This window comes from Bradyrhizobium sp. Ash2021 (assembly GCF_031202265.1).
GTDB lineage: Bacteria > Pseudomonadota > Alphaproteobacteria > Rhizobiales > Xanthobacteraceae > Bradyrhizobium.
In genome coordinates this window covers 3,863,528-3,879,847 of sequence record NZ_CP100604.1, presented here as the reverse complement: position 1 = coordinate 3,879,847, position 16,320 = coordinate 3,863,528, and the positions used below count along the sequence as shown (strand labels likewise).

Genomic DNA, 16,320 nt, shown 5'->3' with positions numbered 1-16,320 from the left:
CAAGCGTCCCTGATCGACGTTTGCTTGCTGCGGCTCTCTGCGCACAGCCTTGCTCAAAGGGATCAGCACGCGGCGACCGGCAATGCGGGATGCTTACTGCCGACGATGCCCAGGGCTTCCCTCTCGCTAACAGAGATCGTACACTTTCACCATTGTTTGCATCCCCCGAATGGGGGGAGGACCGACGTGGATAGGGGGAGCCCTTTGATCCAGCCGCGCTCGAGCTATTTTGCATATGGAACTGGCACCTTGCCCGTCGGAGGACCGGTGCCATTTCTGGCGACCAAGATCGTGTCGGCACGATTCCGGGGGTTGGTCGCACGTCCCCGGCTCCTCTCCATCTTGTCCGAACTCCCGGCTAAGCGACTTGGCGTCATCAAGGCGCCCGCGGGATTCGGCAAGAGCTCACTGGCGGCCGCCTGGGCCGAGAAACTCGAGCAAAGCGGCAATTGCGTTGGGTGGCTGACCATCGATTCAGACGACGACGAGGCCACGCGGTTTCTATTTTACGTATCTCAGGCCCTGCACCATGCCTGTCCGGACGTTGGTGCCGGAGCGATTGGGCTGATCCTCGAGAACAACCTGATCGACCCGACAGCGATCCTGTCGAGCCTGATCAACGATCTGGCAGAGATGGAAGATGATGTTTACCTGTTTCTCGAAGACTATCACTGGCTCCGCGCTCCTCGCATCCATCAGACGGTCGCGTATTTTCTGAAGCACGTGCCCTCCCACTGTCATGTGGTGCTTACGACGCGTACCGAACCTCCCCTGCCACTGGCGAACTTGCGAGCCCAGAATCAGCTGATCGAGATTGATTCCGTAGCCCTGCGATTCGATATGCAGGAAACACAAGCCTTTCTGGACAGCGCCAAGCCTGGCGCCTTAGAGCTCGCCGACGTCCAGCTATTGCAACGCAAGACTGAAGGGTGGCCCGCCGCCCTGCGAATTATCTCATCCATGGGGTCGCAGTCCGGGTCCGGCCTGAAAGAGTATGTACACAATCTCTCGGGTTCGCAGCGCCCGGTTGCCGCCTATTTGGCGGAGATGCTGGATGGGCTTCCGGTCGAATTGGTCGACTTCATGCTGCGAACGGCCATCCTTGATCGGCTATCCGGTCCCTTATGCGAAGCCGTAACCGGTTCGAGCGCGAGCCGCACAATCCTGGCATCGCTGGCCCAGCGCCAAATGCTGCTCACGCCGCTTGATAATGATGGTGTCTGGTTTCGTTATCACACGCTGCTCGCCGAATATTTGAGACAGAGGCTGAACGCGGACCGCGGCGTTGAAGTTCCTGAGCTGCACGGACGTGCCGCTCTTTGGTATGCCTCCCGCGAATTGTGGACTGAGGCGGTTCAGCACGCGATCGCAGCCGGTGCTCCTGATCGTGCGATCGGCTGGATCAAGAATTGCGCAATGGCTTTGATAAAGCGAGGTGATCTCTTCACCTTGCTTGAATGGCAACGCCAGTTTCCCGATGAACTCATGCGAGGTCAGTGCGAGGTCCGATTGGCGATCGCCTGGGGGCTATCACTCGCGCTACGTTTTGACGAAGCGCTGAAGCTCGCAACTGACATAGAGGGCGATATCGCTGCAATGGGTCTGCCAGAGAGCGAGTTGCTGCACGAATGCCAGGCGATCCGCTCTGTTGCTATCGCGCTGAAGGATGACAGCGAAAGAGCGCTGCCTCTGGCACAGGATTGCGTGAATAGTTCGTCCGATCCCTGGACGGCGAACGTTGCGTCAAACGTCGTTCGCTTCAGCCATATGAAGGCGGGCAACCTCAAGCAATTCCATGCGACGCCATGGATTCCCTATTCAGTCGAGGAAGATCGCAGGAACGTATTTGCCTCGGTGTATCGACACTGCCTGAACGGACTTGCAGAGGAGCGGCAGATACGTCTCGCGGCGGCAGATGGGCACTACCGCGAGGGCTTGCGGATCGCCGAGCAAGATGTCGGGCCGAATTCGATTGCAGCGGCCTTGCCGGCAAGTCTGATCGCGCGAATTAGATACGAACAGGGTCATCTCGATGATGCGGAGGCCTGGGTCATCGATCGCGTACCGCTGATCAGCTCGGGGACAATGCTCGACTGCGTGTGGAGCGCCTATTTCGTGATCGCCCGGGTCGCAACTGCTCGAATGAACTTCGAGCGAGCCCGCACGCTCCTGGAGCGAGCTGAAAATCAGGGCGTCACGCGAGACTGGGGAAGGCTCTCGGCTGGCGCGACAGCGGAGCAAGCGCGACTCTACCTGAACGATGGACGACTGGATGAAGCCGCCGCGTGCGTCGATCGACTGGAACGCCTTGCCCGGAAGTACCCGGCGCCAAGGCCTTGCGCCTGGTCGGAAATCGAGTGGTACCACAAGTTGGCGCGCGCTCATTTGTTGGGGCAGCAAGCTCGTCCCGACGAGGCCATTCCAATCCTGCAACAGCTACAACGCGAAGCCGAAGCGATGCAGCATCGTCAATTCCTGATCTGCATTGCGATCCGTCTGTCGGCAGTTCAGCTCAGTGCGGGCAAAGTCGCGGAGGCGGTGGGCCATTTTCGCCGCGTGCTTGCCGCGTGTGCTGCAGCCGGTCTTTATCAAACCGTTTTGGACGAGGGCCCAATCATTTCCGAGCTTCTCCGGACGACCCAGGAGGGCGGGAACGTCAAAACGGATCTGATTCCCTACGTCGATCGGCTCGTGGCAGGTCTGCAGCGAGCAGGACAAGATCGTTCGGCCCCGACCTCAGGTGCACGGATTCTCAGCGCATTGAGTCCTCGCGAGACTGACATTCTCACGCTGATCGCGGAAGGATTGTCCAACAAGGAAATCGCTCGAAATCTTTATATTGGTCCTGAGACCGTGAAGTCCCACCTCAAGAGCGTTTTCACCAAGTTGGGTGTGGAGAGGCGCGCGCAGGCGGTGTCACGCGCGCAGACCCTGGGCCTTGTCACCACGCGGTGAAGCGATACAGACGACAGACCCGACGAACGCGTAGGCCCCTCCCTTGATGTTCGAGATATATCTGCTGCCGAATTGACGCTCACCAAGCGCCTTGCGAATGGCCGCCATGTGGACCCGCAGCCTCGCCTCCTCAATAGCGGCGCCCGACCACACACGATCCATGAGTTCCCTCTCTGCTACAATCTCGCCCGGACGCTCGGCGGGATAGATCAGAATACCGAGCGACCTCCTCCCGGGGGTAAGCACCACACCCTCGTGTCGGAGCACCCTCTCCGTGCTCGAAAGCTCAAACGGACCGAGCTTCCGATAGAGGCAGAGCTAGACTAGAGCACACCTGGGTCGACAACATCCGTCCTCACGATTCAACATTGCAATTTGTCATTTGGGCAACGGTCCGTTCAAGCTTTCGCTCTGCCAGATGATTTCGCCACCCTTCGCCCGGTCTGCCGCGCCGGAACGCTCATCTGTTCGAGGATTCGCCTGGCCGAAATGAGATCGGGTGTTGTGAGACCTTCGGAGAACCGACTGTAGACGGGACTGATCAGATCATGGGCTCTCTGCACCTCGCCGCGCCCGATCCAGATACGCGCGAGTTCCAATCCAGCTCGCAATTCGAACGGCAGCGCTGATTCTTGCCGTGCCTGCATCATCGCCTTCGCGAAAAACTCCTCTGCCAACAGACTCTCGGGCACGTCCCCGGACGCGAACGCCGAGCCTTTCGCCAGGAAGAATGCGGGCAGGTGAAGAGGCTTATTGGCCTTGACAACGGCGGCAATCGATCGATCGATAAGCGCTATCGCTTCCGAACGCGCGTTTTGCTTCGCCAGGCTAACCGTCAATTCAGAGACGAAATCGCTCGTCAGGATTTCGTGCCGGTGAATTGCAAGTTTCTCCAAACTCTCTTGCAAATGTTGTATGCCATCTGCCATTCGGCCGACGCGGATCAAGTAGCGGCCCCTAAGCCCTAAAGCGACCGCGCGAGCTGGTGCCAACGAATGCATCTCGGCGGTATGCTCGAGCTTTGAAAGACTGCGTTCGACCTGCTCCAAATCGTCGATCCAAAAATAGAGCCGCATAGGGTTAGCGTGCGCCCGAAACAGTCCAATTGGATGCCCTGACCTTGCGGCCTCCTCAATGTTCATTTTGGCATAGTGGACGGCTTGGTCGAGATTACCTGAGAAAAATAGTGAATGGGTAAGAGCGCTAAGGGAAGAACTCCGCAGATCGAACAAGTATTGGCTGGCATTGAACCGTCGGAGGTGAGGCAAGCCATGTAATGAGCGTTTCAGATGTTCTTGCGCCCGCAGTTGGTCAGAACGCAGACAGTATGCCGCCCCCAGCATGGAATCGGCAATGGCCGCATCGTCTGGACTTCCCGTTTTCCTTGCGACGGCCTCGCTACGAAGCGCGAGTTCATACGTTCCTGCCGCGTCGACAATGCAGTGAAGATACATCGACATTCCGCTAAGTAGAGACAAATGCAGACGCGTATCTTCGTGCCGCTGCGCAAAGTTCAGCGCTGTATGGAACGCCTCGCGAACCCTCTCACTATTTCCTTCGGTGTACATGAGCGACAAAGCAAGCGCTGCCTGAATCTTCATCTGATGCCGAGGATCACAGTCCGGCGTCATCAGATCGATCGCCTTCTCCATCCATGTTCGGCATTCCAATAGCAGTGACATGGCCAGGAGTCGCTGCGAAGCTGCGGCCGCTAATCTTATGGCTGTGGGGTCGTCTCCATTGGGACCAAAGCTCCATTCAAGCGCGGCACGGATATTTCCAAGATAGTCTCGCACGGCGTTGGCTGCAGCTTCCGTGAACTCCAAATCGAAGAGATCGACCGGGTTTCTTTCCAGCATTTGAATCGAGAAGCTCGCGTGCCGCCCGGCAATAGAATCTTGCTCGCCACTGGTGGCCAACTTCTCCAAAGCGTAGGCGCGCGTCGTATCAAGCAACCGGTAGAACGGTCCCCGCGAGCTGGTCCAAACCCCGATCAGAGATTTATTGACGAGATTTGCTAACGCACCCGATATCTCGGACTCGCCTATCCCCACTTCCTCCGCCACTGCGAGCGCTGCCTCCAGCGTGAAGTGCCCTACGAAAATAGCGACACGTCGCAAGAGGACCCGTTCGATCTCCGAAAGATGCTCGTGGCTCCAGTCCAGCGTTGCGATAAGCGTTTGATGCCGTGGATTTGCGGTTCGTCGGCCGAACTTCAAGAGATCGAGGCGCGAACCCAGTCTCGCCACCGTGTTCCCGAGGCCAAAGATAGCGGCCCTTCCGGCGGCGAGCTCGATGGCGAGTGCAATGCCGTCAAGCTTGCGGCAAATCTCGGCAACCATGGAAGCTTCGTCGTCACCGAGCGAAAAGTCGCCGCGGCGAACGCTGACACGCTCGACGAACAACCGTGCGGCGGGATAGGCAAGCACCTCTGACGCAGTCAGCCCCGGCTGCTCTGGCGGGCAATCTAGTGGACAAAGACGAAGTACGCGTTCACCTGGGACGTGCAATGCCTCCCTGCTGGTCGCAAGTATGTAGATGTCGGGGGTATTTCGAAAAATATGGTCGGCGATCCCCGCGGCTTTCTCGATGAGATGCTCACAACTATCGAGAATGATAAGCACCCTGCGAGGGCGCAGAAAATTAAGCAACGCCTCCTTCGGATCGCCTAACGGTGAGTTGAGCCCGACCGCGGAAGCGATGGCGCCGATGACCTGCTCTTTGTCTCTGACGGTCGAAAGATCGACAAAGAACACCGCGTCGGAGAAGTGCGCCAGCGCCGAGTGTCCGACGGACAGAGCAACCGTCGTTTTGCCCATGCCGCCAGCACCCAGAATCGTAATCAGACGTTCCGTCTGCAGCCGGGCTTGAATCTCAAGAACAACATCGTCGCGGCCGACCATGCGGCCCAGTGCGGGCGGCAGGTTGGACAATCCCGCAGATGCGTTATCCTTGTCGCGGTCCGAGGGAAGTCGAGCGACCGGTGCGATGAAGCTATAGCCGTGGCCCTGTGTACTCGCAATGTACTTGTTACCGAATTGACCATCGCCCAATGCCTTGCGCAGCGCCGACAGATGGACGCGAAGACTGCCTTCCTCGACCGTTACGTCAGGCCATGCCCTCGCGATCAGTTCGGCTTTCCCGACAACCTCGCCGGCGTTTTCGAGAAGAGCGATCAGGATGTCGTAAGCCCTGCCACCAAGTGGAATGACCTGGTTCGCCTTCCTGAGCGAGCGCTCGGCGACATTCAGCTCGAATGGGCCAAACCGAAGCCGCATTGCACTCGACGAGCCAATTTGTTGAACCGACATGAGTTATTCCGCCAAGATCCTCGACGATTCGATCGTTGCGCCGTTCGTCGTCGGTCTTGTGCAAATACACCCCCAGCCCCTCAAGTGTTAGCCGAAACCTCTTCCAGCAACAAGCGGTCAGTGTAACGAATTGATGGCGCGATCGGGTCGGTATGATCCGTTCAACACCTGCTTGGCCAACCGTAGATCGACGGTCTCAAGGCCTTCTCGAAATTTCGCGCGAGTGGCTTGCAAGGTCCGCCATGCGGCCTCCTTTCGCCCGGCCGCCTCTTCGGCAAGAGCAAGGCTGGTCGCGGCCCTGAGCGCCCACGACAAGCTCCCTTGTCTGTCCGATAGTTCGAGCGCACTGAGAAAATACTGCCTGCCAACCGCAAGCCCCTCGTCGTTGCCGAGGGCCAGTTCACCCCTGATGCGATGCAATTCCGGAGCGTACCATTGGATCTCGTCAAGATCGATCTTCGCTCGTTCGAAGACAGCAAGTCCTTGCCGGGGGCGACCGGCGACGGCCGTACATCTTGCAAATTCTGCTTGCAGGATCCAATTGAAGACCCCATAGCGCGCCGCTGACAGCTTCTCCAGACCGCGATAGAGCATCGCCGAAGCTGCATCGCCCTCGCCCCGCCTGACTCCGCAGAGAGCCTGTATGCTGAGGCCGAAGCCGAGATAGCTCTCCACCGCGTATTTTCCGGCGTGGTCGACTAGCTCGTTGGCGAGCGCTTCAGTCTCGCGATCGTCCGGACTTGTCAGGTACGTGTTGAAGCTTGCCCAGGCGAGCGCCACGCAGAGCGGTACCGCGTGATCGAGTTGGCGTGCCTCGGCGATCGACATCAGGTTGAGGCGCCGTGCCTGATCAGGACAGCCCCGGAGCCAGGCCAGGTTGGCCAATACACCCAGGGCGTCGACTTTCCGATCGTAGCCAAACCGCTTGATGAGAGATTGTCGGCACGCTTCATCATCGCGATGCAGGGACAATTCGAAATGAGCTTCGGCCTGCAATATTCGCCCAATGTGGTGGTATGTTACGCCGCGCATGTAATTGGCCGTTGCGATCCCGCCACGATCGCCGCTCCCTTCAGCGACATCGCCGCATCGATCCGCCAATTCGGTCGCCTCGGCATAACTTGGAAGCCGTATCTGGTGAGCCCAGAGAACAAGCAGAGAATCGAGTTGGCATTCAGTGTCGTTGAGGCACTCGGCAAGAAGGCGCGTTTTAGCCCAGCTCGCGTACGACTCTTCGGTCATACCATCCGTGAACATCATGCAACTGGCGAGGGCGGATTGAATTATCATTTCTTGCCGTGAACCGGCGCTCGCATCGTCGAGTCGACTAATGGCTTTCGTCATCCACTCCCGGCATTCGGTAAGAAGGGCCATTGCCATCCAGGTGCTTGCCGAGGCGGCAGCAAGTTCAACGCCGATTATCGCATCACCCTCGACTGAGAAAGCCCAGTTCAGAGCGGCTCTGAGATTGTCGACCTCGCCCCCAAGCGCCCTGAGCCTTTCAGGCATATCCTTTGAAGCGCCTTGTTTGAACAAGTCGCAGAAGTAGAGGGCGTGACGCCGGCGCCAGCTGCCCTCCTCAGCGCTTTCGGCAAGTCGTTGTGAAGCAAAGGCAAGAGTGGTGTCGAGTAAACGCAGCCTCGCCCCGTGTCCCTGAGCGGCAATCATCGATTTCGAACGGAGTTCCCAAACGCAATCCGAGACATTTGCTTCATCTATCGTCTCGTCAGCGACAACGGCGACGGCCGCTTCGAAGGTAAATCCGCCGGCAAAAACGCTGAGCCGGCTCAGTACGCGCTTCTCTGCCTCACCAAGCAGGTCATAGCTCCACTCCAGCGCGGCGTTCAAGGTCTGGTGCTTCGGCGGAGCCGTTCTTCGCCCCATCCATGACAGGTTTAGTCGGTCGTCGAGCAAGCTTGCGGTCTTGCTGAGGCCAAATATGTCAACCCTGCCGGCTGCGAGTTCGATTGCCAATGGAATTCCATCAAGCCGCCGACAGATCCCCGCGGCAATCGGCGCGTCCGTATCGGCCAGTTCGAAGTCACCTCGTACGGCCCGCACGCGATTGACCAGCAGTTGGACAGCGGGATATTGCAGGACGTCGTGTGCCGACAAGCTGCTATCTACCGGAGGGCATGCGAGCGCGCAGAGTTCATAGACATGTTCACCTTCAACACGCATCGCCTCCCGGCTGGTCGCGAGCAAATGCAGTGTCGGAACACGGCAAATCAGTTCTTCTGCCACAGCCGACGCCCCGTCGACAAGGTGTTCGCAACAGTCGAGAATGATGAGCGTCGGCCTTTCCTGCAAACGATCAATCAAGGCTGGTACGACATTGTTTGTTTGTACCGACACGCCGAGTGCTGCGGCCACGGCCGGCGCGACGAGCGAAGCGCCGCCGAGAGCACTCAGGTCGACGAAATATACCTGGCCGTTGAAAGTGGCGCTCATCTCATCGGCAACTGCGACCGCTACCGTGGTCTTGCCGATGCCGCCAGGCCCGACGATCGTCACGAACTTCTGCTCGGCCAGCTTCATCTGGATCTCGGCCAGCGCGTTTCTTCGTCCGAGCATCCGCATCAAACGCGCAGGCAGTCGGGACCTCGAGGACGGTTTGAGATCCTCCGAAGTCGGCGAGGAAAGTGACGTTACCGGTACGACGAAGCTGTACCCCCGCCCGGGCACGTTCGCGATATATCGCCTGCCAGGGTCACTCTGATCGAGAGCCTTGCGTAGCGCCGAGATGTGGACGCGGAGGCTGACCTGTTCGACTCCTCTCTTTGGCCAAACGCGTTCGATCAGGGTTTTCCTGCCAACGACCTTGTTTGCTTGCTCCACCAGGACGATGAGGAGATCCATGGCGCGCGCACCGAGCGGTACGACCTTTGCGCCATTTGTCAGAAGTCTGTTTCCGATCGACAGTTCGAAAGGGCCGAAGCTCAGGACTGTCCCGTGCTGACCGCTCATGGGATATTCTCGTCCGCTCCGGTTCTTGAGGTGACCTCGCCAGGAATTCCGCGCTCGCGTCGCCAGTTGGCCGGACTTTGACCAAAGGCCTGTCTGAAGAGCCTACATAGATGTGCTTGATCCGAAAAGCCTACGCTCAGGGCTATTTCGCTCAGTGGTTCCACACTGGTCATCATCAGGTGGCAGGCTCTCTCCAGACGCCTTCTCACCACGTAGGCATGTGGCGGCTCGCCAAGGGCCAGTTTGAACTTACGTGAGAAGTGCGCCGGGCTTCGACGCGCGACAGCACTGAGATCCCGGATGTGAATGGTGCGGTGTAAGTTGCTGTCAATATAAGCTCGTACTCGAAGGATCTGCCAAGCCGCCAGACCGCCCCTTGTGGAGCCGTTAGCGCCCGAACAACGTTCGATCTCCGCTTGCAGGATGTGCGATGCTGTGACCAGTGACGCCTTGGCCGCCTCCTGATCACGCCCCAGCTCTCGCCTTGCAGTCTCAACCAGCTTGGCCACGCTGTTCGCAACCAGGTGGAACTGTTGATCCTCCGCAAAGGAAGACTCTGCCGCGATAGTTTGAAGTCCTTCCATGATCACTCCCTCGACGAGCTATCCGAGGCTTCGGATCGGCGAGAGAGTGCAGCAAGGGGCGCCGTTTGGCTCGTTAATCAGCGTTATGGAAGGTTAATGTTGCGCAGCCCCGCGAAACGACTTTTGCATTAAAGATCAATATGTTAGACCTTTGCGAACCTGAGTTCGCAACAATTCAGAACACCTCGGCAGTCGCTCAGATCCAAAATGCTATGAGAGACGCGAGGATGCAGACGTACAGGGCCGCCTCCGCGAGTGGAGGATTCGCGAACATTGATCGCAATCCGAGGCGGCCGACAGCAAATCGAACGGCGATCAGGATCACCAACGCGAGAAACAGATATCGCACAAAGGGAGCCACCAGGATGCCTCCCAAATCAATATCCCTTGGTACGCTCATTGGATCTCCCTAAGGCAGGTTTACCAGCCGATAGAAGAGCCCCCGGTCGCGCCCGACTACCGGCATTCCCTTTCCTCCGACAACCGAGACGCTGCAGGTCATTCCTGCAACGAGCGATACCTCCGGAGGGACTTGTTCGATCCTGATGCGCACCGGAATTCGTTGCGCAAGCCGAACCCAGGTGAAGATCGGGTCGACGTTTGGAAGGCCCTGCGTGCTGCTTGCCGCGTTCGCAGCACTGATTCCGCTCGTGATGCTTTCGACCTTTCCGTTGATCGGAGCCTGGAAGCCCAGCAGCGTCGCCTCCACCGGATCGCCGACATGGATGTTGGCGAGTTTCGTCTCCTCAAAATAGGCATCGATCCAATAGGAATGCTCGTCGATCACAGACAGGTTGGGGGCACCGGCCCGGGCGAAATCTCCCACGCGCATCAGAAGATTTGTGACGTAGCCGTCGACGGGAGACTGTACCTCGGTCCTCTGCAGATTGATCTCGGCTTGCGAAAGGGCTGCCTTGGCGCTAGCAAGCGCCGCTTCCGCCATTTTCGCGTTGCCGTCAAACACCTGCTTCTCCTCAATCGAGGTGGACAGCGTCGTGAGAATCGCCCGCCGGGCGTTCTGCGCTTTCTTGACTGCGAGGTCGGCCTCTCGGTTCAGGATTGTTGCCTTGGCATTGTCGAGCGCCACCTCGAAATCGAACTTTTCGATGACGTAGAGCACATCTCCCTTGTGAACGTGCTGGTTGTCGTGTGTTCGCACCTCAACGATCTGACCAGAGATCTGTGGCGCCACGTTTGCGACCTGCACACGGACCATCCCATCGCGCGTCCATGGAGATGTCATGTAAATCCGCCAAGCGTGACGCGCGGCAACAAGCGCCGCGACGACAAGCACGCCGGTTGCGACATAACGGAGCACCTTGAGCGATCGCCTTCTCGTCTTCAGTGCAACGACCATCGAATATCTCCTTTCCTGACCGCGCCATGGTCGCAGAAGTGCCGGATCCTGCGTTTCTCACGCTCAAGCACCATGCCTACCGACCAGAGGTCGGTCGCCGCCGCCAGAAGTGGCTCGCGTGCCCCGGCTTGACTGACGCGCATCCGTCGAAGAATCGATCTCGCGCCGGCGCAAAGTCGTCGGCTGTTCCCGGACCAAAGAGCGCGTTGCAATTGGCCAATCCTTGAACGGATTGCCGGATCGTCCGAGCTTTGCTCTAAATAAATATGCGCCGAGGCCGCAGCGAGCGACAAGTCATTGGTCGAAAGCAGGCCCCTGAGCACTTCCCGACGCGGCCGGCACGCGGCAGCCGACGCGACGTAGTTGGCGATCCGGGAAGCCAAATCAAATTCGAGCGCGGGCAGGCTGTATTCGGTGCCGGCGACGGATGTCGTCAATGTTCTCTGCGTCGCCCTGACGGCCGCATGTTGCTTGTCGAGCGCAGACACCGGCCACACCAGGCGGGAGGCCAGAAACACGACCCCGAGGGCGAAAGCGACGAACATGCATTCGGAATAGAAAGTGAGCGGATTGTAGACTTGAGGGTTGGACGGCGCGAGGAGGACCAGGAAAATAATGTTCATGATCAGACCGATGCCGGCGATCGCAGGACGGACACTGAGCAAACAGCCAAAAATCACGACTGGCGCGATTGCAACGGCAAGTCTCACGAAATCCTGTGACTCGGTCAGGACGTAGAAGCGCACGATTCCAGCGCTCACCGAGGCCAGCGCGAAGCTCACCATAGCTGCTACCGCGAATTTTGAAGGACTTGGCATTGTGGTGCTGAGCGCGCACAGGATCGCTGTAATCGTCAGGGCAGCAACAGATGCGGGCCATCCGGCAAACACCAGAAATGTGGCTCCCGTGACCAGCGCAATCCCAATGCGCGTTGCGTTGCCCAACGCAACGGCAAATTCCCCGCGCTGCGGCAGGTGGACCTCGCGCGCCGGCTCGAGCCCTTCGCGCAAAGATAGCAGTCCGTCGTCGAGCAGGCTTTTCGATTCCACGAAGCGGACAGCCTGTTGAATCTGCCAAACCGCTCCAACAACAATATCCGGGCGGGACAACTCGATTTCACGCAGCTTTGTCAGGAACGCAAATCCCTCGGCCTGATGGTCGTCGAGAGCGGCAAGACATTGGTCTTTGACAGTCACGGCCAGGGGATCACCGTGCGCGAGCAAACTCAACAGCCGAACCCGTTGGACGATCTCGACGAGTGCGAGCATGGCACTCCTTGCGCCCGCAGCCCGGTGCCGCCCGTCCGCCATATCGTGAGCGACGATGTCGACCTGGTCTCTCAACCCCGAGATTTGTGCAAGGAGTTCTCCCGTCCGTTCGGGATTCTCCTGGTTCCCAGCCAACACATCGCGCGCATAGCCGCGGACATCGCGCCAAATATCGCTTATCCGGCGATCCAATCCGCGCCACACCGGTGGTGATCCGAAGACATCATTTAGCAGCGTCACGCACAGGATACCGATCGCGATCGCCGCCATTCGGTCAGTCATCGTCGTGAACACATTCTGCGGCGTATCGATGTTGACGAGCGCAATGATTGCGACGGTGTAGCCGGACAATACGGCGGCGTAGGCCTGGTAGCCGCGGAGGTAGCTTGCGACGAAGACACAAATGCATATCCAGCAAACAAAAGCGCCGAGCATTCCGATCCGCTCGCCGGGAAAAAGACCGGCGATCACGACCGACATGGTGGCGCCTATGAGTGTCGCTGCGATCCTGTTAACCGCCTTGGCAAGCGCGGCGCCGCGCGTCGGCTGTGCCAGAATTGCCACGGTAACGGCCGCCGATGATGCTCCTCCAAGCTGCAGCCAGAACGCTATGTAAAGCGCGACTACCGCCGCCAGCCAGATTCTGAAGGCATAGGCCCATATGTGAACCGGTATTACCATGCGCGAACGTCACGTGCCTTCAAGGAACAGCTCCCGCCGTCCGCAATGACGTGGAATGCCTTGACACAAAGCCGCGCCAGGCCAAGCAGCAGAAGCTCGATCCCCATCATGTCTCTGCTCCCTACCGCATCGCCGTCAGCGGACGAGAGCTATTCTCGCCAGGTCGACAGGCTGGGTCGCTCGGCCGTCGAGAGCGGCCCTCGTCATGTAGATGATTTGGACCAAATATTCGTTTGCCCACTATCTTTCCTCACCTAACGCAAGAACATCTCCCCGCCGAGGGTCTCCGCGCGACGGGGGTGGCACGGAGACCCTCTCGGCGAAGCGCGGGACTGTGCGCTTCGCCGTTACGGCAGGAGTATTTTCAGTCACTTACGAGCCATGGTCTTCGAGGATCTTCAGATCGCTAACTGAGTATGAAAGTGAGTAACGAAACCCCGACTCAATCCTGTTCGGCGCGAGCGCGTGTAGTTCTTCGCCATTCGTTTCCGTAAAATTAAGCTCGCCCTTCCCGATCCAAGCGCCAGCAACGGTGAGATTGTCGATGATCGACATCGCCAGCTCGTTAACCGCCGGCTTATCCTGGTAGCCGGCCGCCAATCTCGGGAAGTATCGCAACAAGACCGTGGGTCGGCCGAGCAACGACAATCCGTTTTCGACCGGCTTGTGCAAGGTCACGCAGGCTTCCGCAAGACGTTGGCCATGCGCCGAGAGGCTGGCGCCAAACCGGCCGCCGGACGCAACCGGTGCTGCGGCGGGGCCTGAGGCCGCAAAGGAGCGCGTCTGAAAAATGCTACCCATTTTCTTTGGAAACCCCTGCGTCCAACCGCGCGCCAGTGCAGCGTCATTGTCGACATAAATGTACGGACACCACATGACCGGCACGTCGCGATACATTGCGTCGACCAAAATAAACGCCTCGCGATATTGATAACGAGCCGGCTCAAGATATTCGTCGTCCTGGGCGGTGAATTGCCAATCCAGAAACATCATGACGGCGCGACCGTTTGAGTTCGGATCTGGGGAAAGACCAATCGGCAATGTCGCCGCCGTCGCATCGGGGTCCGTCCAGAATTCGACTCCAACAGCATCGCCGGCATAGTGCCAGGGCGGTGGCGGAGTTAGAGCGGCCTGGCCGAATGGCGATTTCGGAACTGTAAAGCCCTTGAGCATTCCCGTGTCCTGATGCGTCTATCACTTTCGGCACCGACGCTACCGAAACCAGCCACATTTGATTTGATCGAAGTGCGTCGACTTGTTTATTCCTGCCGCAATCCAGGACGCGTTTGTTAGTCAGCCAAGATTGCTAGGTGGTCAAGTCTGCCAGGATCTCGATATCGGTGACGGAATAGGAAAACGAGAATCGATAACCGCGCCCCACCTTCAGCGGTCCCAACACTTCCAACTCTTCGCCATAGGCTTCCGGAAAATTGAGCTCGCTCTCGCCGATCCAGATGTCTGTAATCAGGACATGATTCGAGACGCATCGAACGAGTTCATCCACAGCTGGCTTCTCGTGCATGCCGGCGGAGAGCCGTGGAAAATGCCGCCGTCCCACAATCTGGCGATCGAGCAATCCGACAAGACGCTCGACTCTTTCGCGCAAGGTAACACGGGCTTGCACCAGTAAACGGCCATGAGCGGACATGCAGGCCGAGAATCTGCCATCATGCACGAGTGGCGCCGAAGCGGCGCTCGCCGTGCCAAAAGTACGGGTCTGGTGTACGGCACCCAACTTTCTTGGATAACCCTGGATCCAGCCTCTCATCAAGGCAGCGTCGTTATCCGCATAACAATATGGACACCACGCTATCCGTGCCCCCTTCCACATCGCGTCGAGGAGGACGGTGAACTGGCGACATTGATACCTGGCGGGGTCAAGATACTCATCGTTCTGCGCGGTGAACTGGTAGTCTGCGAAGAGCGCAACAGAGTGGCCTGGATGTTTCTTATCAAGCTCGACACCCGTCGGAAGGCTGTGGACTGATGCATCAGGATCATTCCAAAATTCCACCGCCAGAACGTCACCGGCAAAATGCCAGGGTGGCGACGGGACCAGCGCAGCAACGCCAAGGGGGGATCGAGGGGCAGTGAATCCTTTGAGCATTTCTCGTCCCCACCACCAGTGGCGTATCAGCCGCGCATTATTTCAACATGAAATGTTAGCGTCGGTGTTGTTCCCAACGCTTGGACAAACGTGTGACGACTTGGCGGTTTGTGCGCCCCGATGCTGAACTCGACCGGACCAGACGGCTTCGCATTCTGCTCGATGCGCCGCACTCCCACTTTCGGGAAGCGGGAGGACTGCTGCGGGGTCGAAAGCTACAAAGGCTGACGTTTCGCTACAAGCACCGGCTCCGGCAAGCGTGTATTCGTCTCGCTCTGATGCGTATCGACTTCGAGTACGGATGGCAGGTCCTCTGATGAACGTAGAAAGCCGGGGTAAATGGATGCTGCTTCGGCTTCCTTTGACGCAGTGGCGCGTGTCGCTGGCGTTGCTGTCTGCGACAGCCTTGCCCGCTCCCTCCTTCGCGCAAGGAACACTAGAACAACGCCTGGCGTGCACGCCCGACGTGCTCGGACTTTGCAGTGCCTTCATTCCCAATGCAGATGAAATAACGGCTTGTCTCAGAGAGAAGAATGCCGTGGTCAGCGTTGCTTGCAGCACGGCGTTCGAGGCGGGAATGAAGCAGCCGCCCAACGCGGGCGACAGCACTCAATCTCGCAAACGCACCAAAAACTGGAGGGATAGGTGAGATGTCAGTTCAAAAAATGAGGTTTGTGCTGGTGAACGACGTGGCACCGCGCACGACATCAATCTGCACGGCATGCTCGCGACCGCTGGAACAGGGCTACTTGCATGATCTTTCCACCTTGATGCGCTATTGCGGGATTGAGTGCTACCCCCGATGGATGGTGGTGGGCGGGTTCGTCGGAACGTTCGCTCCAACGAACCCATTCGAACTCGCTATCGCCTGGCGGAAGCTCACCGTTGACGTCGCATCGGCGCTGTTCGACGGCGCGTGGCGCGACCATCGCGGTTGACGCCTGAGACGCATTCCACCTGCTCCTGTCCTGTTCTGAAAGGCCGGCGCGCTACAGAGCGGCGCCGAAAACGCTATTTCGGGTTTTGTGACAGGCATATACCAGGTAAAGAACAATCGGAAGCTCGCGAGGCAATTGGTAGCTCACGTTTG

The 16,320-nt window shown here is 58.5% G+C and carries 12 protein-coding genes; 3 read left to right on the top strand and 9 right to left on the bottom strand.

Annotated features, from left to right (window positions below; translation table 11 throughout):
• Positions 1-267 precede the first annotated feature (267 nt).
• Entirely contained in the window at positions 268-2,955 is a 2,688-nt protein-coding gene (locus NL528_RS18330) for a LuxR C-terminal-related transcriptional regulator (protein ID WP_309184096.1), read from the top strand.
• On the opposite strand, the gene NL528_RS47120 is transcribed toward NL528_RS18330, so the two are convergent.
• The 9 genes from NL528_RS47120 to NL528_RS18290 all read right to left on the bottom strand — a co-directional run bounded on the left by NL528_RS47120 (position 2,917) and on the right by NL528_RS18290 (position 15,230).
• Positions 2,917-3,201 (bottom strand): transcriptional regulator, encoded by a 285-nt coding sequence (locus NL528_RS47120; RefSeq protein ID WP_375144025.1) that lies wholly within the window; start codon positions 3,199-3,201, stop codon positions 2,917-2,919. The genes NL528_RS18330 and NL528_RS47120 overlap by 39 nt on opposite strands.
• Before the next feature lie 152 nt (positions 3,202-3,353).
• Positions 3,354-6,266, bottom strand: a complete 2,913-nt coding sequence (locus NL528_RS18325) for a winged helix-turn-helix domain-containing protein (RefSeq protein ID WP_309184095.1) — start codon at positions 6,264-6,266, stop codon at positions 3,354-3,356.
• Between the two features lie 117 nt (positions 6,267-6,383).
• Positions 6,384-9,233 (bottom strand): winged helix-turn-helix domain-containing protein, encoded by a 2,850-nt coding sequence (locus tag NL528_RS18320; protein WP_309184094.1) that lies wholly within the window; start codon positions 9,231-9,233, stop codon positions 6,384-6,386.
• Complete coding sequence (locus tag NL528_RS18315; RefSeq protein ID WP_309184093.1) at positions 9,230-9,817, bottom strand: AraC family transcriptional regulator; 588 nt, start codon at positions 9,815-9,817, stop codon at positions 9,230-9,232. The genes NL528_RS18320 and NL528_RS18315 overlap by 4 nt, the downstream gene beginning before the upstream one ends.
• A 196-nt stretch (positions 9,818-10,013) precedes the next feature.
• Positions 10,014-10,217 carry a DUF1656 domain-containing protein gene (locus tag NL528_RS18310; protein WP_309184091.1) on the bottom strand — a complete coding sequence of 68 codons (204 nt, stop codon included), beginning with the start codon at positions 10,215-10,217 and terminating at the stop codon, positions 10,014-10,016.
• 9 nt (positions 10,218-10,226) lie between these two features.
• Positions 10,227-11,174, bottom strand: a complete 948-nt coding sequence (locus NL528_RS18305) for an HlyD family secretion protein (protein ID WP_309184090.1) — start codon at positions 11,172-11,174, stop codon at positions 10,227-10,229.
• Positions 11,159-13,123, bottom strand: a complete 1,965-nt coding sequence (locus NL528_RS18300; RefSeq protein ID WP_309184089.1) for an FUSC family protein — start codon at positions 13,121-13,123, stop codon at positions 11,159-11,161. The genes NL528_RS18305 and NL528_RS18300 overlap by 16 nt, the downstream gene beginning before the upstream one ends.
• A 372-nt stretch (positions 13,124-13,495) precedes the next feature.
• Positions 13,496-14,296 carry an acetoacetate decarboxylase family protein gene (locus NL528_RS18295; protein ID WP_309184088.1) on the bottom strand — a complete coding sequence of 267 codons (801 nt, stop codon included), beginning with the start codon at positions 14,294-14,296 and terminating at the stop codon, positions 13,496-13,498.
• A gap of 133 nt (positions 14,297-14,429) precedes the next feature.
• Positions 14,430-15,230, bottom strand: a complete 801-nt coding sequence (locus NL528_RS18290; protein WP_309184087.1) for an acetoacetate decarboxylase family protein — start codon at positions 15,228-15,230, stop codon at positions 14,430-14,432.
• A 316-nt stretch (positions 15,231-15,546) separates the two neighbouring features.
• On the opposite strand from NL528_RS18290, the gene NL528_RS18285 reads away from it, so the two are divergent.
• Together NL528_RS18285 and NL528_RS18280 are read left to right on the top strand one after the other, a co-directional pair.
• Positions 15,547-15,879, top strand: coding sequence for a hypothetical protein (locus tag NL528_RS18285; RefSeq protein WP_309184086.1), 333 nt, complete (start codon positions 15,547-15,549; stop codon positions 15,877-15,879).
• 31 nt (positions 15,880-15,910) lie between these two features.
• On the top strand, positions 15,911-16,168 hold the full coding sequence (locus NL528_RS18280) for a hypothetical protein (protein ID WP_309184085.1): 258 nt from the start codon (positions 15,911-15,913) through the stop codon (positions 16,166-16,168).
• Positions 16,169-16,320 lie beyond the last annotated feature (152 nt).

Bases quoted from the DNA above. Each gene is read 5' to 3' on its own strand.
- NL528_RS18300 (WP_309184089.1), bottom strand. From the start codon at position 13,123: ATGGTAATACCGGTTCACATATGGGCCTATGCCTTCAGAATCTGGCTG.
- NL528_RS18325 (WP_309184095.1), bottom strand. From the start codon at position 6,266: ATGTCGGTTCAACAAATTGGCTCGTCGAGTGCAATGCGGCTTCGGTTT.
- NL528_RS18315 (WP_309184093.1), bottom strand. From the start codon at position 9,817: ATGGAAGGACTTCAAACTATCGCGGCAGAGTCTTCCTTTGCGGAGGAT.
- NL528_RS18305 (WP_309184090.1), bottom strand. From the start codon at position 11,174: ATGGTCGTTGCACTGAAGACGAGAAGGCGATCGCTCAAGGTGCTCCGT.
- NL528_RS18320 (WP_309184094.1), bottom strand. From the start codon at position 9,233: ATGAGCGGTCAGCACGGGACAGTCCTGAGCTTCGGCCCTTTCGAACTG.
- NL528_RS18285 (WP_309184086.1), top strand. From the start codon at position 15,547: ATGAACGTAGAAAGCCGGGGTAAATGGATGCTGCTTCGGCTTCCTTTG.
- NL528_RS18310 (WP_309184091.1), bottom strand. From the start codon at position 10,217: ATGAGCGTACCAAGGGATATTGATTTGGGAGGCATCCTGGTGGCTCCC.
- NL528_RS18295 (WP_309184088.1), bottom strand. From the start codon at position 14,296: ATGCTCAAGGGCTTTACAGTTCCGAAATCGCCATTCGGCCAGGCCGCT.
- NL528_RS18290 (WP_309184087.1), bottom strand. From the start codon at position 15,230: ATGCTCAAAGGATTCACTGCCCCTCGATCCCCCCTTGGCGTTGCTGCG.